We start from the raw sequence: 21,775 nt of genomic DNA, 5'->3' as shown, positions 1-21,775 counted from the left end.
ATCTGAATTTAAATTTGATTATTTATTTTAAATTTGCTAAAATTACGCAAAATTAGCAAGGAGTAAAAATGGCTGAGTTTAAAGAAGAGCTTTTAAAACTTTCTAAAAGGATAGAAAATACAAAAGATAGAGTGCTAACTGAAGAAGCTACAAAGATGAGCTTTATAGTTCCATTTCTTAGAATTTTAGGATATGATGCAACCGATCCATCTGTGGTAGTACCAGAATTTACAGCAGATATCGGAACAAGAAATGGAGAAAAGGTTGATTATGCTATATTAAAAGATGATTCTCCTTTAATATTGATCGAAGCTAAGCATCATAGTGAAAATTTAGACACTCATTGTAATCAACTTATGCGTTATTTTAATGTTACTAAGGCTAAATTTGCAATATTGACAAACGGTATAGAGTATAGATTTTATACAGATAGCCAAGAACCTAATATAATGGATTTAACTCCTTTCTTGCTTATCAATATGAATCAATTAATAGATAGCAAATTAAAAGAGTTGGAAAAATTTAAGTGTGATAAGCTAAATATAGATGACCTATCATCTATGGCTACAGAGCAAATATATCATAATAAAATCAGAGATATATTTAAACAAGAAATAGAAAATCCTAGTGATGATTTTACTAGATTTTTTGCTCAAAAAATTACTAGCAATAGAATAACTGGAAATGTCTTAGATAAATTTAGATCTCATATCAAAAGAGTATTTGCCAATATGATAAATGACATTGCAAATGAAAAAATCGATAGTATCCAAGCTCAAATTAAGCAAAATCAATCACACAATAACTCGCAACAATCCCAAATAGAAGAAAGCAACATAAACACAGCAGAAGATAATCAAATAATAACAACAGAAGAGGAGTTGCAGTCATTTTATATTGTGCGCTCCATACTTGTTTGTAGTCCAACCATCCAAGCAAGCGATGTGAATTATAAAGATACAAGAAGTTATTTTTATGTTTATCTATATAATAAAACAACAAAATGGGTATGTAGAATTTATTATCGTCCAAATGGATCTTATATTATCATACCAGATCAAAATGGCGAAGACAAAAGATATGATATTCAAACGCCGGATGATATCTACTCTTTGCGTGAAGAATTAATAAAATATGCAAATTCTATCACAAAATAATATAACTCAATCTGATTTAAGCTCCAATACAGGAGCTTAAAAAAACATAATCAAATATTTGGATTGCCATTATATTTTATATCTTTAACATCCATTTCATCTATTTTGCGCACTATACTACCTATATCATTTGAGTTGGCTTTAGATATATCGCCTTCTAAATCTTGATAGCTATATATCATAGCTACGGTACTTACGCCTTCTATTTGTTCTAACATTCTAAAAGTAGCCAACTCTCCATCTAAATCTGCAGACTCTATGACAGCTACTATTTTATCATTTTCTTTAGCAGCTACTTCACAGTTTGAAATCTTATCTATTTTTGTAGCTACTTCTTCGCAAAGATTAGGATTCATTAGAGTTATAACCACACTTGATATATTATTCATTACATACTCCAAAAATATATTTTATTATCATAGCTTGAACCAATTAGATACTCATCATTAAAAATTAAATAATTTAATGAAGCTCCATCATACTCTATATTTTTAATTATTTCACCATTTTTATCAATAATTTTTATACTATTTTCTGTGCTAAATGCTCCCTTATCACTACTTATTCCAACACAATATACTAAAAATTTAGCCTCATAATAAAACTCTTTTGAGCCGTTATTAAAGTATGATTTTTTATCAGCAGAACCACTAATTAATAATTTACCATCAATACCAACGCTATAAATTGTATCTTTTTGGGCATTTATCTGCTTTACAACTCTTTTAAGCTTAGTATCAAAATAAAATATCACACCACCTTCAATCCCAATAGCTATAACACCATTTTTTCTATCAAAAGCAGCATCTCCAGTACTTGAAGTAGTTAATTTATTTTCAAAAACAACCTTTCCTTCTCTAAAATTATAATACTCAACCTCGCTACTTAAAGTAACAAAAATTACATGATTACTATCGAGTAAAAATATCTTTTTAACTCCATCAGTATGCATTTTAAAGCTCTTTAAATTTCCATTTTCTAAAATACCAAGCGACTTGGTTCCATTATCACTCTCATACAAAATAGCTACCACTTCGCCAAGTTTGTCAATACTAAAAATCTTTGGTGCTATATCATTATCAAAATAATTTGAGAACTTTGGTAGATCTATCATCTTATTTAGCTCTTGAGACTTTATGCTATAATTATAAAGCTCACCATTATCAAGCCCTATTAATAGCTCATCCTTATCAAGCTTGACACTTACAGCATTTGCAGGTAATTTTAACTCAAAACTACCCCATAAAAATGTAATAGCCATAAATAAAACTACAAAAAATCTCATCAATTTCCCCTTACAATTACTGAGTTATTTACACATACGCTTACGCACTCACTACACCCTACGCAACTATCATTAACAGTAGGCCTAAACATTCCTAAATACTCTATGGCTCTAAATTTACAAATATCTAAGCAGTTGTAGCATATAACCTCATTCCAAGCCAAGCAAGTAGCGGTATTTATCTCTACGCTTGCATTTATTTTAGCTGGATAAGCCAAATTTAACACGCTCTTACCTATAGATTCACACGCTATAGCGCACTCTTTACAAAAATTACAACCGAGCTTATACTGGTTAAATTTAATTCTACCATCATCAAACTCCAAAAGTTCTCTTTGGCAACTAGACACACAAGGTGCATGGCAGTTAATGCAATCAAACTCTCCGCTAAAATATGGCGGTGCAATAAGTCTAGGCTCTCTTTGCCTAAATTTAGCAAAGAGATTTCGCCTATCTATCATTTAATACCTTGATTTAAAACATCAATAAGATTAGATGATCTATTACCCTCACCATCTCTAAAATCAGCTTTAAAATTATTTTTAACTAGTGGTTCAGCATCTGCTTGTGGTACGTGGCATTGAACGCAGTTAAATCTTTCTGTATTTAGCTCTTTTGTTTTTTTACCAGTTGATAGATACATATAGTGACTTTGTGGAGCTGGAATTGTACCCATTTCTTTAGCTGTTTCTGGAGTGTGGCATGTCAAACACATATTAGACTCTATTGTAATAGGCAACAAACCCTCCAAGCTATGTGGAATTAATGGCGGAGCATTTTCATAGCTTCTTTCATATACTTCATTGTTACCTGGCAGATCGCCTTTCCAAGTAATTACTGGATTTTTTACATTAACTTCATCTTTAAGTTCCACACTTCTAAGGCCAATTTGTGTATCTTCTACTGCTGAGCCTTGTCCTGTGCTCAAATTACAAGCTGCTAAAACTAGTGCTGCAGTCGCACTAAGTAAAACATTTTGCAAACCCTTTTTCATTGTTCTCTCCTAAATTTTAATATACTAAAATTAAGTGCATCATCATCGCAAGCCTCTACGCAACGTCCGCAACTTATACACTCGCTTCTTATATTGCCACTTTGTTTACCCACTATATCCAAGACTTGCATCTCTGGACAAACAACTTTGCACTTATTGCAATGAGTGCAATTTTTACTGTTGTGATAGATGCGTATTAAGCTAAATCTACTAACTAATGCCCAAAATGCTCCCAAAGGACATAAATGACCACATATTAATCGCTTACCTAAAAAAGCCTCTATACAAATAATTATGATAGCTATACTAATAGCCGATCCACTAAGATATACAACACCTCTAGTAAAAGCCCCTATATAGCTTATACTTTCAAAGGCTGCTATGCTAAAAGCAAAGCTAAATATCAAGCTCAGCGCAAATAGATAGTATCTTGAATTTGAGCTTATATTAACTAGATTTTTGCCAATTTTTAGCTTTGTTCTTATGTATGCACCAAGATCTGTTAGAATATTTACTGGACAGACCCAAGAACAAAATGCTCTAGGTGCTATCAAAGCATAAAAGACAACCATAATCAAAGCCCCAATTACACTTGCACTACCTACACTAAATCCAGCCAAAAATAGCTGAAGTAAAGCATATGGATCACTAAGTCCGATTACACCAAAGATCTCTGAGCTACTTAAATTTCCTTTTAAGATATTTACGCCATATATATTTCCAGCTATAAACAATCCCAAAATAGCTAATTGAACTACCCTTCTAGCAATTGTAAATTTCATAGCTCATCTCCATTTAGATACTTAATACCCTTTTTGCTATCTAAATGCATTTTAGTATCAGCATCTTTTAGTTTAGCATCATCACCTTCTACCCAGCCTTTTACATAGTTATTACCCAACTTACCCATAACCATATCTCTTGGAAGCACGGTTATTGCGGCTTTATCTGTGATACATGCTATTTCACACTTACCACATCCAGTACAATAATCACTATCTACAATCGGCAATAAAAATGCGTGTTTGCCAGTTCTTTCATTGCGTTTATAATCTATCAATAAAGCCTTATCTATCAATGGACAAGCACGATAACACGCATCACATTGAATTCCAAAATAGGCTACACAGTTTTTCTCATCTACAACTGCTACACCCATTTTAGCCATATTGATATCCAAAGCTCCATCTTTTGTAACTAGCTTAGGATCTAGCGCCTCTGTTGGACACTCAACCACGCAAGGAATATCTTCGCACATAAAGCAAGGAATATCCCTTGGGGTAAAAAATGGAGTTCCGATACCTACGCCACTATCTTTAAATTCAGCGAGTTTTAGCGTATCAAAAGGACACGCCTCAACGCATAGCCCGCATCTAATACAACGAGTCAAAAACTCATCTTCATCCAAAGCTGCAGGCGGACGCAGTTTAAGCACAGGCTTAGCATTTGCATACTCTTTATAAACAAATGAGCTAGCAGCTAAAAGTCCAACTAAACTAAAACCCGTCTTGATAGCATCTCGCCTTTGCATTTTAGGCCTTATAGACTTTTACAGCACATTTTTTAAAGTCTGTCTGTTTAGATAATGGACAAGTAGCATCTAGACAAACTTTATTAATATATACATTTTCATCAAACCAAGGCACATATACCAAGCCTACAGGTGGTTTATTTCTACCACGGAAATCCACTCTAGCTTTTACTTTACCACGGCGGCTCTCTACCCATACGACATCATTTTGAGCTACGCCGATTTTTTTGCCATCTTCTTCATTCATATAGCAAAGCGCTTCTGGAACAGCACGATATAGCTCAGGAACACGCATTGTCATAGTGCCACTATGCCAGTGCTCTAGCACCCTACCTGTACATAGCCATAGTGGATACTCTTTGCTTGGAGTTTCTGGTGCGTCCATAAATGGTCTAAAGAATATTTTTGCCCTATTTTTGATAGAACTTTTTTCAGGGTTAGTAACTTTGGTTAAATCTCCACTTGGTAGAGCGCCACCTGCGTTACCATAGAAAGCAAAATCGCTATCTGGAGCTGCTTTTTTCGCATATACATCATATTTGGTATTAAATCTCCATTGAGTCTCTTTGCCATCTACAACTGGCCATCTAAGACCTCTAACTTTATGATATGTATCAAAATCTGCTAGGTCGTGACCGTGGCCTACGCCAAATTTTCTATACTCTTCCCAAAGATATTTTTGGACAAAAAATCCATAGCCTTTAAATACATTACCATCGCTACCAACTATATTTCTGCTATCACCAAACACTTCAGTATTATCAAATCCATTTATAACAGCATCATCGGCACTAAATGATTTAGCCTCAGCATTAGCAAATAATACATCATATAGAGTTGATTCTGGAGTATAGCCCAATTTAGCTGCTTCATCTAAGACACTTGGAAGTGTTAGTTTGTTATCGATTTTTTTCTCACCCCAAACCTCTTTTAGTTTAAAGCGTTTGCTAAATTCCATATATTGCCATGTATCACTCATAGCCTCGCCTACTGGAAGGACTTGTTGTCTCCAATGTTGAGTTCTTCTCTCAGCATTACCATAAGCTCCCCATTTTTCATATATCATAGCTGTTGGCAAGATAAGGTCAGCTACCTTAGCACTAATACCTGGATATGGATCGCTTACTACTATGAAGTTATCCATCTCTCTTGCTGCTTTAATCCAGTGGTTAGCATTTGCAGTATTGTGCCATGGGTTATTTACATGTACCCAAATAAATTTGATCTTACCATCTTCAAGATCACGCATAATTTTCATATATGGCGCACCTGGTTTTGGGTTTAGAGTTTTAGCTGGAAGTTTCCAAATTTTCTCTGTAATCTCTCTATGTTTTGGATTGGCTACGACCATATCTGCTGGCAAGCGGTGTGAGAATGTCCCAACCTCTCTAGCGGTACCACAGGCACTTGGCTGACCTGTTAGTGAGAATGCTCCACTGCCTGGTTTAGCTTGTTTGCCTAGTAAGAAATGCACCATATAGCTTTGCTCATTTACCCAAGTACCACGAGTATGTTGGTTCATACCCATAGTCCAAAAGCTCACAACTTTGCGTTTTTGGTCTATATAATAATTTGCTAGAGTTTGAAGTTTTTTCTTAAACTCTTCTAAATCTTCATTATCATCACCTTTGGCTAATTTCGCTACAAAATCAAGTGTGTATGGCGCTAAAGCCTTTTTAAATTCATCAAATGAAATTTGCCAATGAGCATCTGGAGCAGCTGTGTGTTTATTTTCCATTGTATCACCAGCTTTCATTCCTAAATATGCTAGTGTTACGCCTTCAGCTTCAGTTAATACTTTAGATCTCTCTTTGGCTGCAGTATCAAGCTCACTTGGTAGATATTTAGGGTGGTTGATATTATCTCTCATACCATAACCAATATCAGCTGGGCCTGTTGTAAATACGCAGTGGTCTTTTACGAATTTTTCATCGATAGCTTCTGGATGATTATATACAATCTCTCTAGCGATATAGTTCCATATAGCTAAGTCAGTTTGTGGTCTAAAGATAATCTCCATATCAGCGATATTTGATGTTCTATTTGAAAATGTAGATAAATTTATAATTTTTACATTATTTGGATTTTGAAGTTTTCTGTCACTCACCCTAGCCCATAAAACTGGATGCATCTCTGCCATATTAGCACCCCAGCATACTACTGTATCAGTCAGTTCTATATCATCATAGCAACCAGCGGGTTCATCTATACCAAAAGTTTGCATAAAGCCCACAACCGCACTAGCCATACAGTGTCTAGCATTTGGGTCAATATTGTTTGAGCGGAAACCGCCTTTGATTAGCTTAACAGCCGAATATCCCTCTTGGACAGTATATTGTCCAGAGCCAAATACACCAATACCAGTTGGTCCAAGCTCATTATAAGCTCTTTTAAATTGTTTTTCCATCTCGTCAAATGCTCTTTTCCAGCTAACTTCAACGAATTTACCATTTTTATCAAATTCACCCTTAGAATTTACCCTTAAAAGTGGCTTAGTAATTCTATCTTCGCCATACATAATCTTAGCATTAAAATAGCCTTTAATACAATTCAAACCACGATTTACAGGAGCCAATGGATCGCCTTTTACCGCAACTATTTTACCATCTTTAGTAGCAACGACAATACCACAACCAGTACCACAAAATCTACATACTGCTTTATCCCAACGCCAATCTTGCTCTTTGTTAGTAGCACTTAGTGCGCTAGGCGCAGTAAGACCAGCTGCTGAACACGCAGCTGCAACAGCTGAGCTTTTAATAAAATCTCGTCTATCCATGTTCGACCTTTCTAAAATAATGTAGAATTGATGTTATTATATACATTTATTTGTATTTTACTACTTAAAATTTTTTGATATATAATTATTTATATAATATATTTTAATTAAATTTAGACTTTAATACTCTTTTTATATTTTTATTAAAATCAAAAAATATATGGAAAATCAGTATTTAAGATATATATAATAAATTTTAGTAATTTAAAATTTATAAAATATTTGATATTTATTATCATAAATACTAAGTAAAATTATAAAAATATATAAATAAAATATCTTTTGCTTTAGCTCAATTTATACAATAGTTTATAAATTTTTAATAATTGAAAAATAAGTTTTTAAATTAAAATTAATATATAGAATATATCCGAATTTAGATCTCTCTAAATTCGGATTGAATTATCACACATTAAATCTAAAATGCATCACATCGCCATCGCTAACGATATAATCCTTACCTTCTAATCTCATCTTGCCAGCTTCTTTGGCCTTGGCTTCGCCGCCACAAGCGATATAATCATCATAGCTGATAACTTCAGCTCTGATAAAACCTCTTTCAAAATCATTATGTATCACGCTCGCAGCCTTTGGGGCTTTCCACCCTTTGTGTATAGTCCAAGCCCTAACTTCCACAACCCCAGCTGTAAAATAACTAATAAGCCCAAGCTTCGCAAATGCCGTGCGTATAATGCTCTCTAATCCACTCTCACTCGCTCCTAAGCTCTCTAGCATCTCTTTAGCCTCAGCATCATCTAGCCCTATTAGCTCCTCTTCTATCTTAGCACAAAGCTTGATAACCTCTGCCCCACGCTCTTTGGCGTATTCTTTTACCTTTTTTACATACTCATTATCGATAGAAATATCATCTTCATTGACATTAGCGCCATATATAACCTCTTTTGCTGAAAGAAGCCTAAGCTCTTTATTTAAAACATTAAAAACATCACTATCAAATTCACTAAACGACGCCGCACTCTTGCCACTATCTAAATGATCTGCTAAGGCCTTAGCACACTCTAAGCTCTCTTTAGCGCCTTTTACATTTGCTTTAGCCTCTTTGGTTAATTTCTCAATCTTTTTAGCAAGTTGCTCTATATCAGCTAGTATAAGCTCAGTTTCGATAATCTCGATATCTCTAATTGGATCTACGCTATTTTCTACATGCGTAACATTAGAATCTTCAAAGCACCTTACCATGTGTAAGATCACCTCGGTTTCCCTAATATTAGAAAGAAATTTATTGCCAAGCCCTTCACCCTTACTAGCACCTCTCACAAGCCCTGCGATATCTACAAATTCAATTACAGAGCGTTGAATTTTGTTTGGTTTTACGATTTTAGCGAGTTCATCAAGCCTAGGATCTGGAACTGGCACTATAGCTTTATTTGGTTCAATCGTACAAAATGGATAATTAGCCGCTTCGGCGTTACTAGCTTTTGTTAGTGCGTTAAATGTAGTTGATTTACCCACATTTGGCAAACCTACAATACCTACTGATAATCCCATTAATTCTGACCTTTTTGATGATTTCTAGCTAGTTTTTGTAGATAGTATAAACACGCTCTAACTCCAGCTCCACTAGCCCCAGCTGGATTATATCCCCATGCTTTATTTACATAAGCAGGCCCAGCGATATCAAGATGTAACCACCTATCTTTATACTCATCTTTTATAAATTTATCCAAAAATATTCCAGCTGTAATAGCCCCACCATATCTACTTGAAGAGATATTTGAGATATCGGCTATATCACTTTTTATAAGCTCTTTTAGATGATCATTAAATTCCAAAACAGTTAGATACTCTCCACTTCTACTAGCGTAATTTTTAAACTCACTTTGTAACTCATAGCTATTTCCCATAACTCCACTAGTATATTCACCAAGCCCTACAACACAAGCACCTGTAAGTGTCGCCATATCTATAAGAAGCTCTGGGTCAAGCTCACTTTGCGCCCAATCCAAACAATCAGCCAAAACAAGCCTACCTTCAGCATCTGTATTTTTAACCTCTACACTAACTCCACTACGAGTAATTAGCACATCATCAGGCTTATACGCATTTCCACCTATCATATTTTCAGTCGCACCCAAAACGGCGTGAATTTCAAATGGCAACTCCATCTTAGCCGCTCCCATTATGATTCCCATAGCAGCCGCTGCGCCACTCTTATCGCTTTTCATGGTTAGCATATAATCAGCTGGTTTTAAGCTTAGTCCGCCGCTATCATATGTAAGACCCTTACCTACAAATACAACTCTTTTAATGCTCTGTTTTGGGGTATATTTTAAATGTATTAGGCGTGGTGGATGGATTGAGGCTTTATTAACCGCTAAAAAGGCATTCATATTTTGGCTTTTTAGGTAGTTTTCATCATGTATAGCGCACTCTATATTAGCATAGCTTAGACTTAAATTTTTAGCATCTTCAGCCATCTTTTGTGGGGTGTAGATCTCTGGAATTTCATTTACTATATCTCTTGTAAAATTAGTCGCTTCAGCTATGATATGAGCGTGATCTATGCCGATTTGTGCTTCATCTAGGGCGATCTTTTTGCTATTATAATCCTCAGTTGAGATTAGAATTTTTTCTATTTTATTCTCTTTTTTCTCGCTTTTGTATTTATCAAATTTATAACTAGCTAACAAAAATCCCTCAACAATAGCCTCAAAACTCATCTTAACGCAATCACCGCTATAACTAGCGATTTTGACACTTTTGATATTAAGCTCTTTAATAGCATTAAAAGCCGCAGCACTCGCTAATCTAAGAGAATTTAAATCAAGATTTTTAATACCTACATAAATCCGTCTCTTACTAGGCAAATTTAAAACCCCATCACCCTTATAAGAGTAAAAATCAAACTCACCCAAATCATCTACAAATCTATGACTCAAATTCTTATCAACAATAAAAATTATCTCATAATCAGCCAAAATATCAGCTAATTTTTTATCTATTAATTCAACATTCATTTCTTCTCTTTTTCCTTTCATTTAAAATTCGCTTTTCCATATATTTTAAACCAAAAAATAGTGATGCTAAAAATCCACCGATAATCGGCACCGCAAAATACCAATGCGACTCAGCCCACTCTATCCCAGCCCAAATGAGCTGACCAAAATGCCAGGCCAAAAGTATCGTAATAGCCGCCCATACCCAAGCGCTAATTAAATTTATAAAAGCAAATTTCTTAGCGCTATATCTAGTGATTCCTATACTCATAGGTATAATAGTGCGAAATCCATACATATAACGCTGCATAAAGATAATCGGCCAGCCAAATTTTTGAAGTAGTAGGTGAGCGACGGCGAATTTGCGTCTTTGTTTGGCTAGTTTTTTTTGGATATATTTTTTGTTATAGCGACCAATATAAAAATAAATTTGATCTCCCACAAATCCACCAAGTCCAGCCACAAATATTATAAGCCCTAAATTCACATGCCCCTCATGAGCAAATATCCCACCTAAAATAAGTGCCAACTCTCCTTCGGCAATACACCATACAAATATAATAAGATAGGCCCAATTTTTATACTCATATAATAAATTCTTTAAAAACTCTTCCATATCTTACTCCTGTAATACCACATAAATTGGCGCATAATTTTTAAGCTCTTTTAATCCACCAATTCCAATATCTATTATAGAGATGATTTCAACCAAATTTCCATTAAGCCTTAAGATAAGCTCGCAAGCCGCCTTAGCCGTGCCACCTGTAGCTATGAGATCATCTATTAATAATAGATTTGCTCTAGGTTTAAAGGCATCTATATGCGCTTCAATCTCATCTACTCCATACTCTAATGAGTATTTTTCGCAGATAGTAGCACCTGGTAATTTACCCTTTTTTCTAAAAGGCACAAATCCCACCCCAAGCCTATCAGCCAAAGCCGCACCAAAGATAAAACCACGGCTCTCGATCCCAACTACACAATCAATATCTTTATCTTTATATCTATCATAGAGATGAGAGATTAAAAGATTAAATGCCTTACCATCGCCTAAAAGCGTAGTAATATCTCGAAACATCACTCCAGGCTTTGGAAAATCAGCAATCTTTCTAATAATTGAATCTAAATAATCTTTTTGTTCTTGTGATAAACTATACACACTAGTCCTTCTATAAATAAATTTATTTTACAATAGCGCTTCGATTTTGCCCTCTAACTCTTTAATTCTAGCTCTTAGTTTGTCGTTTTCTACTCTGTATTGAGAATTTCTAGCTCTTAAGCTGCTTACATCACTTTTAATTTTATTTAATTCATCGGTTAAAATATCTATATTCCCAAGACTTCTTTGAAGTTGAACTTGCAATTTGCGAATTATTATTTCAGTATCATCTAGATTGTTCTTAACAAAATCACGCATAGCACGCTCTTTTTTAAGTAAAGTTTTATAATAAAATACCATAACAACCAAATAAAGGCTACAGCAGATAAAAAATGTATAAAAAATCCAATCTAAGAACATTGACAAACTCCTAGTTTTTCAACTCGTTTTTGATGCCTACCACCACTAAATTCAGTAGTAAAAAATACTTCAACCATATCTTTGATAATCTCAGCACCAACTACTCTAGCACCAAAACACAGCACATTTGCATCATTATGCTCTCTAGATAGTCTTGCGATAGTAGCATTATGACCCAAAGCACAGCGTATATGAGAAAAGCGATTAGCTGCTATAGATATACCAATCCCACTACCGCATATTAGTACACCAAATTCATCATTACTTTTAATACTATTAGCCACTAAGGCAGCAAAATCAGGATAATCCACGCTATTTTTAGCATTATCAGTTCCTAAATCTATCACCAATACGCCCATATTTTCTAAAATACTCTTAACTTGCATCTTAGCCTCATATCCAGCGTGATCACTTGCTATATAAATCTTAGAAATATTCATCTAAACCTACTTTAAATTAAAATTATCTGATTATATCATATAAAATGATATAAATTTGGCTTTTAGTTAATCAACTTAGCCAACCTATCTATTTTGCCATCTCTTCTAGACTACTTGCTAAGCGTCCGATACGCTCCCAGCGAATTTTGTAATTTTCATCATAGCTTAGATAGACAAACCACGGCTTGCCAACTATATATTTATAAGGCACAGAACCCCAAAATCTACTATCGCTGCTATTTTCTCTATTATCACCTACCATGAAATACTCATTTTGTGGCACTTTGAAATAATATGCGTTGAAATTTAATCCATTAATTTTAGGCAGTTCTGGCACCATAATCTCACTCATAGCAAAATCCACCATACCAGCAATAGTAAATGTATCAGCTTCTAATCCACCATAATTATCTTTATCAGTGTTATTATCATAGTGAATTCCAGCCATCTTATATGGCTCTTTGATAAATTTCTTTCCACCTAAAATCACGATATTAGCATCCTTAAATTCCCTTGCTATCTCATCATCTCCGCCACTTGGTCTTAGATACATTGCACTTGGAGCAAATATAACCTCGTCATTTCCAGTAGCAAAATTACGCTTTACATAGTGAATTTTAGGATCTTTTGGATAGCGAAAAACTACTATATCACCACGCTTTGGCCCATCACTAGCTATCAAATGCCCATCACCATCGCTATCAGGTAAAACTGGAATTTCTACAAAAGGGATATGTGGCGTTGGAATTCCATAAGAAAATTTCTTTACAAATAGATAATCTCCAACTAAAAGAGTATTTTTCATAGAGCCACTAGGGATTACAAATGCTTGAGCGATAAAAAATATTATAAACAAAACTATAATTACTGTTCCAGTCCAACTACTACAAAAATTATAGAATTTCGATAAAATTTTTCTCAAAGTTTAGCCTTTTAATTTTCTATTTTTTGCTGATTTTAGCGTATTGCTAAGCAGCATAGCAATTGTCATTGGCCCTACTCCACCTGGTACAGGAGTTATCATAGAGCATTTAGGTGCTACACTCTCATAATCACAATCACCTACTAACTTACCATTATCTAAACGATTTATACCCACATCTATTACCACTGCTCCATCATTTACCATATCAGCAGTTAAAAAATTTGGTTTACCTACAGCAACTACTATAATTTGGGCATTTTGACAAACTTTTGCTAAATCTTTAGTTTTAGAGTGAGCTATAGTCACAGTAGCCCCAGCATTTAGTAGCAGTGCTGCCATTGGCTTACCTACTATATTACTTCTTCCTATTACCACGGCATTTTTACCACTAACTTCAATGTTATACTCTTTTAAAAGTTCCATTATCCCAAGTGGCGTACAAGGCACAAATCCATCTAATCCACTATTTAATTTACCTACATTTATAGGATGAAATCCATCCACATCTTTACTTGGATCAATAGCTTCTAAAATTTTATTACTATCTATATGTTTTGGAAGCGGCAGTTGAACTAAAATTCCATCTATACTATCATCTGCATTTAAAAGCTCAATCAAAGCTAAAAGCTCGTCTTGAGTAGTAGATTCAGGTAATTTATGAGCTACTGAACCCATTTCGCAAGCTATTGTAGATTTTTCTTTACTTGCAACATAAGTTTGACTAGCTTTATCTTCACCTACTAAAATAACTGCTAAAGTTGGAGTAATTCCCATATCTTTTAAAGCTATAGCTTCAGCTTTTACTCCCTCTTTTACTCTGTTACTTATCTCTTTACCATCAATTATTTGCATTTTTAATCCTTTTATGCGTTTTTTAATTACAAAAATTGTATCATACCTAAATTCAAATTAAACTCAGGTGAGATTTATGAAATTTATTGGCTTTTTTTTGCTTTTTATTACTTTTGCTTTTAGTGAAGAGTTTATTACTGAGAGCGAATATGCTAAAATGCTATATAAAAATCCTCGTGGAATCGGCTGTGACAAGTGTCATGGAAGCAAAGGGGATGGCGCTTTGATAGTAAAATACAAAGCATTTAATAAAAAAACTAATAAATATGAGGAGAGGTCTTTGATGGCACCACGCATAAATAATCTTGAATTTGATAAATTCAAATCTGCAGTCACAGACTCAAAAGGCATTATGCCATCATATTTTCTTACTCAAAATGAGATTTTAAATTTATTTGAATACATAACTTCATTTAATAAGGATAAAAAAGATGAAAAATAAAGATGAATTCCTCAAAGCACAAAAATATATCCCAGGTGGTGTAAATTCGCCTGTTCGTGCCTTTGGTTCAGTTGGTTCTACTCCTGTGATGATAGATAGGGGTGAGCGTGAGTTTATCTATGATATCGAAAATAATGAGTATATTGATTATGTTTTAAGCTGGGGGCCACTCATCTTTGGGCATTGTGATAAAGATATAGAAGATGCTGTTATATCAACGGCTAAAAAGGGACTAAGCTTTGGTGCGCCATGTTTATTAGAGACTGAGCTTGCTCAATTAGTATTATCTAAATTCCCTCATTTAGATAAAATTCGCTTTGTTAGTAGCGGGACTGAAGCTACTATGAGCGCTATTAGATTAGCTCGTGGATATAGTAAAAAAGATGGAGTAGTCAAATTTGAAGGTTGCTATCACGGCCATAGCGATGGATTATTAGTCAAAGCTGGAAGTGGAGCTACCACTTTTGGATATTCAAGTAGCTTAGGCGTCCCAAATGATATAGTCAAAAATACTCATCTAGCCAAATATAATGATCTAAATAGCGTCAAAGAGTGCTTTAAAAATGGTGATATTGGCACTATTATCGTTGAGCCAATCGCTGGAAATATGGGATTGGTCCCTGGTAGCGATGAGTTTTTACATGGGCTTAGAAAGATTTGCGATGAAAATGGTGCGGTTTTAATCTTTGATGAAGTTATGAGTGGATTTAGAGCTAGTGCCACTGGTAGCTATGGATTAAATAGGATTGAGGCCGATATAGTTACCTTTGGTAAGGTCATTGGTGGCGGTATGCCGTGTGCTGCGTATGCTGGAAAAAATGAGATAATGGAGCTAATTAGCCCACTTGGTGGAGTCTATCAAGCTGGGACGCTTAGTGGCAATCCTGTTGCTATGGCTGCTGGACTAGCTGCGTTAAATAAAATTTATAATATGCCAAATTTATATGATGAGCTTGGTAAAAAGAGTAAATTTATAATTGATGCTATGCAAGATAGCGCAAATGAGATGGGAATTCCGCTTCAAACAACTATGCGTGGGTCTATGTGGGGATTTTTCTTCAATGAAAATCCTGTTACTAACTACACTCAAGCCCTACAAAGCGATACAAATTTATTTGCCAAATTTCACGCTCAAATGCTAAAGCGTGGCGTCTATCTAGCACCAAGCCAGTTTGAAACTTGCTTTGTTTGCAAGCCTCTAAGCCAAACTAGCTTAGACAAAACGGCACAAGCTATAAAAGAGAGTTTTAAATCACTATGAGCCAAAAAAGCAAAAAGATAAACACCGCAATAAAAGCCGCTGATAGCCTAAGCCTTGGGATCTCAATCGTAGTTGCGGTGCTTATAGGCTTTGGCATCGGCTGGGGATTAAAGGAGCTAACAGGCTCAAACTGGGGGCTTGGAGTTGGTATTTTCATAGGTGTTGGTGCTGCGATAAATAATATCTATAAAGCCTATAAATCTCAAGTTAAAAGCTATGAAGAGTTTAAAGAAAAGAGATGAAATTTAAAAATTTAGCTATATTTTATCTAATCTTGGATCTATTGTTGATAGCTATTACTTCGGCTTTTGGGGCAGTTGCACTTTTAAATTCACAAGTAGCCTTTATTTGTTCTACGCTTATTTTATTTGCTAGTTATTTTGGATATAAGAGTAGAGTTGAGAATAAAAGTGTTAATTATCAATTAAGCGAGCAAGAACTTGAGCTTTTTGAAGATAGCGAAGATGAGCAAATTCAAAACAATGATAATTCAGACAATTTAAATGTTGATATTACAAATTTAAATGAGAAAAATTTTACTACCAAAAGTGATAAAAAGTTAGCTAAATTTCGTAAAATAGATATTCTAGGTGCTTTTAAACCGCTTAGGCTGCTTAGCTATTTTATTTTAATTATTGCCTTTTTTGTTTTGCTTAGGCACGGAATTTTAGAACCAATCGCATTTTTAGCCGGACTTGCTTTAATGCCTCTTGGGGTATTTTGCGCTGGAGTATTTTATGGCAGGAAGTAAAAGAGCTATAATCTCGCTTAGTGCTTTATTTATAGGAGTTAGCTTTATATTTATAGCTAGTGGGTTAGTTGTTAGTTCTGCTGGAGTTCTACTAAATGAATTAGGAGCTTCAAATACGCAAATTGGCCTTATTACTTCTTGCTTTTTTATGGGAGCGCTTACTTGTACAATTATATCGCATAGGTTAATTTCACATGTAGGACATATGAGAGCTTATGCTATATTTACTGCGCTTTTTGCCATTTCAGCCCTACTTCATGATATAAGTGAAAATCTCATATTTTGGGCTATTTTAAGATTTATGCTAGGGTTTTGCTATTATAGTATTGTATTAATTGTAGAGAGTTGGTTAAATGAGAAGATTTCAAATTCTGTTCGCTCAAGGGTGCTTGGATTTTATGAAATTATCTTTTATAGCGCCTTTGCCATTGGCGCTGTGATTATGAGTATGGATTTAAGCACTACGAAGGTATTTTTAATTGGCACAATTGCAATCATTTTAGGTTCAATTCCATTAAATTTTCTTAAAATCAAATCACCTAAAATCCCAAAAGCAATGAGTATTAGCTTGCCTAAAATTTACAATATCGCCCCATTAGCGCTTGCTACAAGTATAATTGCTGGTCTTACAATGAATGGATTTTTCTCAATGGCTTCACTATTTATAATAACCCAAGGCTATACCCCAGCACAAGCTGGAATTTTTATAATTATTGGAATGAGTGGCGGATTTATGGCACATACTATATTTGGAACTATTTCTGATAAATTTGGTAGAAAGTTTGCTATTATTTTAGCCTCTAGCATAGCACTTCTAGCGTGCCTTATATTTATATTTATTAACCCAGATATTGCTTTACAGTATCTTATTGTTTTCTTTTTAGGTTTTGGAATATTTGTACTTTACGCACTAGCATTAGCTAGGGCAAACGATGTTGTAACGGATAAAACTACTTATGTCGAAGTTGTAAGAGCTTTACTATTTAACTACTTAATAGGTTCATTTTTATCTACAATAATTATAGGATTTTTAATAAACCAATTTGGCGCTACAGCTTTTATATATTACTACATTACACTGTTGGCATTTTTGATAATCTTTGCTACATTTCAAAAAAATGTACCCAAAGACCAAGAGGTGGCATTTACTCGCCACGGTGGTCATAGTGTGATTTTTGATGAGTTAAATGATGATAATAGTAAATAATACCCCAACCCAACAACCAACCCAAACCAAAGATGATAAAAAATCATCTAAAGAGACTAGTAATACAACTACCTTAAATGATGGCAAAACCATACTAAAAAAACCAACCCAAGGTGTTGTAATTGAGCAGACTAAACTCGATTTAGAATTAAATAAATTCACATCAAAACTATTAAATGCACTCAAGGCTAATATCGATGATGGAACATATAAACAAAATGCCTTAGCCCAGATAAAATCATCGCAAGTAGCACCAAATTTAGCCAAAGATCTAGCCTCTCTTTTAAATTCTATAAAATCAGACCCGAAGCTAAGTCAACTTGGTGCAAAGCTTGAAAGTTTTATCAAGCCAGTTGAGCATATTAAAACAACAAACATTGCCCAAACTATCAAAGATACAGGCATAATGCTAGAGGCTAAACTCGCCCAAACTCTAAAGGCTGAAATTTTGCCATCAAGCATTAAAGAACTTTTATCACTGATGAAAAATACTACTAATAAAGATCTTACGCTAGCCTTTATGGGTCTTGCAAATACCAAAGAAAGTAGTCCACAAGAGAGCTTTAATGCGCTTTTAGAAATTTTACAAAAAAATAAATTAAAAAATAACCAAATTGTACAAAATTCAAATTTTAAGCCGCTTTTAGAGGCAAATACTAAGCTAGAACATATGGCGAAATTCCTTGATAAAATCGCATATCAAATTCAAACTAATCCCAAAAATCCACTCTCAATAGAGCAAAATATATCACGAGCTATAAACCAAGGTCAAAATATAATCAAAAATATAGAAACTTCGCTATCACAGATTAATTTTAACCACCCAAATTTAAAAAATGTCAAACCTCTAAGTACACAGCTAGGCCAAATGCTTCTAGATATCAAAGCTGAGTTAAATTCACTAAAATCCAATATAAATAATCCCGCTCTTGATATAAAAGAATATAAGCTATCAAACAATATAGCAGCCAGTGCTAATCGCCTCTCAGCTATGCTAGAATCTACACAGCTAAGCCAGATTAATAGTGCTACAATAGCACAAACCGCTCAATCTACGCCAAATTTAGAAAGTCTAATAAGCGGTCTAAATCAATCTCAAAATAGCACAAATTTAAGTAATTTCATACAACATATTAACACTGATGCTAATAATCTAAATCTACAAGATAAACTCTCTATGGCTGCTAGAAAACTATCAAATATTATTAACTTTTTTGATAAAAATAGCCAAGATGCTAAAAGCCATCTAGCTGAACTAAAAGGATTGATAAAAGCTACAAATTTAGCTAAAGCTGATATAGCAAATATCACTCCAAATGATAAAAATCTAGCTGCTCAAACACTACAAAACGATGTTAAAGCCACACTTTTAGCCCTAAAAGAAGCCACAGCCAATCAACCAAATCAGGCCGCGTTAAATCAGAATATAAATAGACTTTTAACTCAAATCGAAATGCACCAGCTAATTAGTTATGCACAAAATTCGCTTCAAACATACTTACCATACTCATGGGATGCGCTTGAGAGTAGTAGCGTAGCTTTTAAACAAGGTAAAAAGAAACGTTTCTACGCTAAAATTGATCTAAATTTTACTCATTTTGGTAATGTTGATATCGTAATTGCCTTAAGTGATAACAAATATATAGATATTAGTATTGCTACTGGTACGGCTGAATTTAAAAACCTAATCCTAAGTGCTAGTAAAGAACTAAAAAGCGCAATCACTGGATTGGGGTTAATAGTTAGTAGCTTTACTTTGGTTCATAAACCTAAAAAAGCCCCGTATCATCAAGCTGACAGGGCATTTGATTTTGGATTTAACAAAAAGGCATAAGATGGCAAAAAAAATTAAAAAGGCAGTTGCTCTAGGTTATAATAAAGATAAAAACAATGCTCCAATGGTTCTAGCTAGCGGCAAAGGTGAAGTAGCTAATAAAATTATTGAAGCAGCCAAAATTTATAAAGTTCCAATTAGAGAAGATAGTGACTTAGTCGAGATTCTAAGCAAAGTTGATATTAATCAAGAAATTCCACCAAATTTATACAAAGCCGTCGCTGAAGTATTTAGTTTCTTATACCGTACTACTAAGATAAAAAAATAAATTAGCTAAATTATGGATCTAAAATTAATACAAAAATTTAGATCCCAAGTAAAATCAAGCTAACTGCCATTACCACCATACCAGCAACTAAACCATATAAACTATCATGTGCCTTATCATAACTCCTAGCTGCTGGTAAAAGCTCATCAAAGCTAATAAAAACCATAATTCCAGCAACAACACCAAAAACACTAGCCATCACTGTCTCATTCATAAAAGGCATCAAAATCAATGCTCCAGCAATCGCACCAATAGGCTCAGCAAGTCCTGATAAACACGAATAGGCAAAGGCTCGCTTTTTATCTCCAGTAGCATGATATATTGGCAATGAAACTGCTAGTCCCTCAGGAATATTATGTAATGCTACAGCCCCAGCAATTGCTAGTCCAAAACTTAACGACTCAACACTACTAATAAATGTCGCAAATCCCTCAGGAAAATTATGTATCGCAATAGCAAAAGCAGTAATAATCCCGGTTCGTTTTAAGCTCTTTAAGCTCTTTTGACTAATTCCTGGATGATAGGTTGGACGTGGCTCATTACTTTTTGGCAGTGGGCAAAATTTAAGCTCATCAAGGCTATCTTTTGGTTCATGGGGATTTAAATCGCTTGGAATAAATTTATCAATTAAAGCAGTTAAAACTATTCCGCTAAAAAATGCTAAAAGTCCTATAAACTCAGCATTTTTACTTTCAAAAATTCTAGCAAAATCATCCATCGAACTAGGCAAAATCTCCATAAATGAGATATAAATCATCACTCCAGCACTAAATCCAAGCCCAATACTAAGAAGCCTATAATCATCTTTTTTACTAAAAAATGCAATTACTGCACCAATTGAAGTAGAAAACCCAGCAAAAAGCGTAAGCAAAAATGCATAAAAAAGTTGTATAAAACCAAATTCCATCTATATATCCAAATAATAATTTTTATTGTTAATATAGCTAAATTTAGCTTTAAAAATACTCAAATTCCCATCTTTTACCAATTTTATATTTTATCTACATATTTTTTGTTATGCTAATAAATATAAAAACTTATAAAATGAGAATATTAACTATTTTAAATTTAAGAAAAAATAAAACTAAATCAAATAATTATTTATAAAGATAAATTTATATTATCTTTTCTTTATTTAATATAATCCATTATTAATTTAGAATTTCAAATTTAAATACTCTTAAATTTAGTATAGCTTAATTCAGTATTTTTAGAGCTTATAAACTTAAATTATCGTATATTTTTATTTATCTCAGATGTATCATGATAATTTTTATATTTGTTTATAAATTCCATATTTAAATTAAACTGCTTACTATTATAAAGCTTCTCATCATATATAACAGCAAATTTTATACCATAATTTTTAGATTTTTTATAACGTGTCTTGAAGCACTAACTATTTAACTTTTTATTCTTTTTAGCATCACTTTTGCTATAGCTAGTAGTTAAAATTATCATATCGTTAAATAACGCTTGTAATCTATCTCTTTACACACATCCACTCATTTGTTCTTTAAAATTTAAAGCATCTTTATAATATTTACTAATAATCAATCCACCATTAATAGAT

Annotated in this window: 24 protein-coding genes; 8 read left to right on the top strand and 16 right to left on the bottom strand. The window is 33.9% G+C overall.

All coding sequences use genetic code 11. The annotated features are described in order from the left end of the window. Window positions 1-68: 68 nt before the first annotated feature. A complete protein-coding gene (locus tag CIGNP91_RS02065) occupies window positions 69-1,157 on the top strand; it encodes a type I restriction endonuclease (RefSeq protein WP_086238410.1) in 1,089 nt (362 codons plus the stop codon). Between the two features lie 50 nt (window positions 1,158-1,207). Here the strand turns inward: CIGNP91_RS02065 and CIGNP91_RS02060 are convergent, their stop codons facing one another. The 15 genes from CIGNP91_RS02060 to folD all read right to left on the bottom strand — a co-directional run bounded on the left by CIGNP91_RS02060 (window position 1,208) and on the right by folD (window position 14,439). Continuing rightward, the gene (locus CIGNP91_RS02060) at window positions 1,208-1,546 is read right to left on the bottom strand and encodes a chaperone NapD (protein WP_086253246.1); all 339 of its coding nucleotides are present in this window, start codon (window positions 1,544-1,546) and stop codon (window positions 1,208-1,210) included. Further along, on the bottom strand, window positions 1,546-2,442 hold the full coding sequence (locus CIGNP91_RS02055; RefSeq protein WP_086244564.1) for a hypothetical protein: 897 nt from the start codon (window positions 2,440-2,442) through the stop codon (window positions 1,546-1,548). Before CIGNP91_RS02055 ends, CIGNP91_RS02060 begins: the two co-directional genes overlap by 1 nt. Next, on the bottom strand, window positions 2,442-2,903 hold the full coding sequence (locus CIGNP91_RS02050) for a 4Fe-4S ferredoxin (RefSeq protein WP_086228931.1): 462 nt from the start codon (window positions 2,901-2,903) through the stop codon (window positions 2,442-2,444). The genes CIGNP91_RS02055 and CIGNP91_RS02050 overlap by 1 nt, the downstream gene beginning before the upstream one ends. Beyond that, the gene (locus tag CIGNP91_RS02045) at window positions 2,900-3,436 is read right to left on the bottom strand and encodes a nitrate reductase cytochrome c-type subunit (RefSeq protein WP_236845544.1); all 537 of its coding nucleotides are present in this window, start codon (window positions 3,434-3,436) and stop codon (window positions 2,900-2,902) included. The genes CIGNP91_RS02050 and CIGNP91_RS02045 overlap by 4 nt, the downstream gene beginning before the upstream one ends. Beyond that, window positions 3,433-4,218: a quinol dehydrogenase ferredoxin subunit NapH gene (napH, locus tag CIGNP91_RS02040; RefSeq protein ID WP_086228084.1), complete on the bottom strand. Its 786-nt coding sequence runs from the start codon at window positions 4,216-4,218 to the stop codon at window positions 3,433-3,435. Before napH ends, CIGNP91_RS02045 begins: the two co-directional genes overlap by 4 nt. Continuing rightward, entirely contained in the window at window positions 4,215-4,967 is a 753-nt protein-coding gene (napG, locus tag CIGNP91_RS02035) for a ferredoxin-type protein NapG (protein ID WP_086228085.1), read from the bottom strand. Before napG ends, napH begins: the two co-directional genes overlap by 4 nt. A 1-nt stretch (window position 4,968) precedes the next feature. Further along, window positions 4,969-7,746, bottom strand: coding sequence for a periplasmic nitrate reductase subunit alpha (gene napA, locus CIGNP91_RS02030; protein ID WP_086253245.1), 2,778 nt, complete (start codon window positions 7,744-7,746; stop codon window positions 4,969-4,971). Window positions 7,747-8,151: 405 nt separating this feature from the next. Next, entirely contained in the window at window positions 8,152-9,255 is a 1,104-nt protein-coding gene (gene ychF / locus CIGNP91_RS02025; protein WP_086253244.1) for a redox-regulated ATPase YchF, read from the bottom strand. Next, window positions 9,255-10,724 carry a leucyl aminopeptidase gene (locus tag CIGNP91_RS02020; RefSeq protein ID WP_086228929.1) on the bottom strand — a complete coding sequence of 490 codons (1,470 nt, stop codon included), beginning with the start codon at window positions 10,722-10,724 and terminating at the stop codon, window positions 9,255-9,257. The genes ychF and CIGNP91_RS02020 overlap by 1 nt, the downstream gene beginning before the upstream one ends. Further along, complete coding sequence (locus CIGNP91_RS02015; protein WP_086224633.1) at window positions 10,714-11,319, bottom strand: DedA family protein; 606 nt, start codon at window positions 11,317-11,319, stop codon at window positions 10,714-10,716. The genes CIGNP91_RS02020 and CIGNP91_RS02015 overlap by 11 nt, the downstream gene beginning before the upstream one ends. A 3-nt stretch (window positions 11,320-11,322) precedes the next feature. Beyond that, complete coding sequence (locus CIGNP91_RS02010) at window positions 11,323-11,862, bottom strand: adenine phosphoribosyltransferase (protein ID WP_086224634.1); 540 nt, start codon at window positions 11,860-11,862, stop codon at window positions 11,323-11,325. A 27-nt stretch (window positions 11,863-11,889) separates the two neighbouring features. After that, entirely contained in the window at window positions 11,890-12,222 is a 333-nt protein-coding gene (locus CIGNP91_RS02005) for a hypothetical protein (protein ID WP_086224635.1), read from the bottom strand. After that, the gene (gene rpiB, locus CIGNP91_RS02000) at window positions 12,213-12,662 is read right to left on the bottom strand and encodes a ribose 5-phosphate isomerase B (RefSeq protein WP_086224636.1); all 450 of its coding nucleotides are present in this window, start codon (window positions 12,660-12,662) and stop codon (window positions 12,213-12,215) included. Before rpiB ends, CIGNP91_RS02005 begins: the two co-directional genes overlap by 10 nt. Before the next feature lie 88 nt (window positions 12,663-12,750). Beyond that, window positions 12,751-13,584, bottom strand: coding sequence for a signal peptidase I (lepB, locus tag CIGNP91_RS01995; RefSeq protein WP_086253243.1), 834 nt, complete (start codon window positions 13,582-13,584; stop codon window positions 12,751-12,753). A 3-nt stretch (window positions 13,585-13,587) separates the two neighbouring features. Continuing rightward, entirely contained in the window at window positions 13,588-14,439 is an 852-nt protein-coding gene (folD, locus tag CIGNP91_RS01990) for a bifunctional methylenetetrahydrofolate dehydrogenase/methenyltetrahydrofolate cyclohydrolase FolD (RefSeq protein WP_086253242.1), read from the bottom strand. A gap of 76 nt (window positions 14,440-14,515) precedes the next feature. On the opposite strand from folD, the gene CIGNP91_RS01985 reads away from it, so the two are divergent. Genes CIGNP91_RS01985 through CIGNP91_RS01955 form a run of 7 tightly spaced genes read left to right on the top strand, consistent with a single transcriptional unit; the run spans window position 14,516 to window position 20,202 of the window. Further along, window positions 14,516-14,881 (top strand): c-type cytochrome, encoded by a 366-nt coding sequence (locus tag CIGNP91_RS01985; RefSeq protein ID WP_086224639.1) that lies wholly within the window; start codon window positions 14,516-14,518, stop codon window positions 14,879-14,881. Continuing rightward, window positions 14,871-16,142, top strand: a complete 1,272-nt coding sequence (hemL, locus tag CIGNP91_RS01980) for a glutamate-1-semialdehyde 2,1-aminomutase (protein WP_086253241.1) — start codon at window positions 14,871-14,873, stop codon at window positions 16,140-16,142. The genes CIGNP91_RS01985 and hemL overlap by 11 nt, the downstream gene beginning before the upstream one ends. Further along, window positions 16,139-16,384, top strand: a complete 246-nt coding sequence (locus CIGNP91_RS01975) for an AtpZ/AtpI family protein (RefSeq protein WP_086224641.1) — start codon at window positions 16,139-16,141, stop codon at window positions 16,382-16,384. The genes hemL and CIGNP91_RS01975 overlap by 4 nt, the downstream gene beginning before the upstream one ends. Further along, window positions 16,381-16,893 (top strand): hypothetical protein, encoded by a 513-nt coding sequence (locus CIGNP91_RS01970; RefSeq protein ID WP_086233107.1) that lies wholly within the window; start codon window positions 16,381-16,383, stop codon window positions 16,891-16,893. Before CIGNP91_RS01975 ends, CIGNP91_RS01970 begins: the two co-directional genes overlap by 4 nt. Continuing rightward, window positions 16,880-18,100 (top strand): MFS transporter, encoded by a 1,221-nt coding sequence (locus CIGNP91_RS01965; RefSeq protein ID WP_086253240.1) that lies wholly within the window; start codon window positions 16,880-16,882, stop codon window positions 18,098-18,100. The genes CIGNP91_RS01970 and CIGNP91_RS01965 overlap by 14 nt, the downstream gene beginning before the upstream one ends. Next, on the top strand, window positions 18,081-19,934 hold the full coding sequence (gene fliK, locus CIGNP91_RS01960) for a flagellar hook-length control protein FliK (RefSeq protein WP_086253239.1): 1,854 nt from the start codon (window positions 18,081-18,083) through the stop codon (window positions 19,932-19,934). The genes CIGNP91_RS01965 and fliK overlap by 20 nt, the downstream gene beginning before the upstream one ends. Before the next feature lies 1 nt (window position 19,935). Continuing rightward, entirely contained in the window at window positions 19,936-20,202 is a 267-nt protein-coding gene (locus CIGNP91_RS01955) for a FlhB-like flagellar biosynthesis protein (RefSeq protein WP_086224645.1), read from the top strand. 37 nt (window positions 20,203-20,239) lie between these two features. On the opposite strand, the gene zupT is transcribed toward CIGNP91_RS01955, so the two are convergent. Then, window positions 20,240-21,109: a zinc transporter ZupT gene (zupT, locus tag CIGNP91_RS01950; protein ID WP_086234574.1), complete on the bottom strand. Its 870-nt coding sequence runs from the start codon at window positions 21,107-21,109 to the stop codon at window positions 20,240-20,242. Between the last annotated feature and the right edge of the window lie 666 nt (window positions 21,110-21,775).

Source organism: Campylobacter sp. P091, from assembly GCF_002138935.1.
Taxonomy (GTDB): domain Bacteria; phylum Campylobacterota; class Campylobacteria; order Campylobacterales; family Campylobacteraceae; genus Campylobacter; species Campylobacter devanensis.
The sequence above is the reverse complement of the archived record's forward strand: the minus strand, read 5'-3'. Positions and strand labels throughout refer to the sequence as shown.

Coding starts and splice junctions, on each gene's coding strand:
- zupT (WP_086234574.1), bottom strand. CDS start 21,109: ATGGAATTTGGTTTTATACAACTTTTTTATGCATTTTTGCTTACGCTT.
- CIGNP91_RS02060 (WP_086253246.1), bottom strand. CDS start 1,546: ATGAATAATATATCAAGTGTGGTTATAACTCTAATGAATCCTAATCTT.
- CIGNP91_RS02050 (WP_086228931.1), bottom strand. CDS start 2,903: ATGATAGATAGGCGAAATCTCTTTGCTAAATTTAGGCAAAGAGAGCCT.
- rpiB (WP_086224636.1), bottom strand. CDS start 12,662: ATGAATATTTCTAAGATTTATATAGCAAGTGATCACGCTGGATATGAG.
- CIGNP91_RS02065 (WP_086238410.1), top strand. CDS start 69: ATGGCTGAGTTTAAAGAAGAGCTTTTAAAACTTTCTAAAAGGATAGAA.
- ychF (WP_086253244.1), bottom strand. CDS start 9,255: ATGGGATTATCAGTAGGTATTGTAGGTTTGCCAAATGTGGGTAAATCA.
- CIGNP91_RS01985 (WP_086224639.1), top strand. CDS start 14,516: ATGAAATTTATTGGCTTTTTTTTGCTTTTTATTACTTTTGCTTTTAGT.
- CIGNP91_RS01970 (WP_086233107.1), top strand. CDS start 16,381: ATGAAATTTAAAAATTTAGCTATATTTTATCTAATCTTGGATCTATTG.
- CIGNP91_RS01975 (WP_086224641.1), top strand. CDS start 16,139: ATGAGCCAAAAAAGCAAAAAGATAAACACCGCAATAAAAGCCGCTGAT.
- fliK (WP_086253239.1), top strand. CDS start 18,081: ATGATGATAATAGTAAATAATACCCCAACCCAACAACCAACCCAAACC.
- CIGNP91_RS02055 (WP_086244564.1), bottom strand. CDS start 2,442: ATGAGATTTTTTGTAGTTTTATTTATGGCTATTACATTTTTATGGGGT.
- CIGNP91_RS02015 (WP_086224633.1), bottom strand. CDS start 11,319: ATGGAAGAGTTTTTAAAGAATTTATTATATGAGTATAAAAATTGGGCC.
- napH (WP_086228084.1), bottom strand. CDS start 4,218: ATGAAATTTACAATTGCTAGAAGGGTAGTTCAATTAGCTATTTTGGGA.
- CIGNP91_RS02005 (WP_086224635.1), bottom strand. CDS start 12,222: ATGTTCTTAGATTGGATTTTTTATACATTTTTTATCTGCTGTAGCCTT.
- napG (WP_086228085.1), bottom strand. CDS start 4,967: ATGCAAAGGCGAGATGCTATCAAGACGGGTTTTAGTTTAGTTGGACTT.
- CIGNP91_RS02045 (WP_236845544.1), bottom strand. CDS start 3,436: ATGAAAAAGGGTTTGCAAAATGTTTTACTTAGTGCGACTGCAGCACTA.
- hemL (WP_086253241.1), top strand. CDS start 14,871: ATGAAAAATAAAGATGAATTCCTCAAAGCACAAAAATATATCCCAGGT.
- CIGNP91_RS01965 (WP_086253240.1), top strand. CDS start 16,880: ATGGCAGGAAGTAAAAGAGCTATAATCTCGCTTAGTGCTTTATTTATA.
- CIGNP91_RS02020 (WP_086228929.1), bottom strand. CDS start 10,724: ATGAATGTTGAATTAATAGATAAAAAATTAGCTGATATTTTGGCTGAT.
- CIGNP91_RS01955 (WP_086224645.1), top strand. CDS start 19,936: ATGGCAAAAAAAATTAAAAAGGCAGTTGCTCTAGGTTATAATAAAGAT.
- folD (WP_086253242.1), bottom strand. CDS start 14,439: ATGCAAATAATTGATGGTAAAGAGATAAGTAACAGAGTAAAAGAGGGA.
- napA (WP_086253245.1), bottom strand. CDS start 7,746: ATGGATAGACGAGATTTTATTAAAAGCTCAGCTGTTGCAGCTGCGTGT.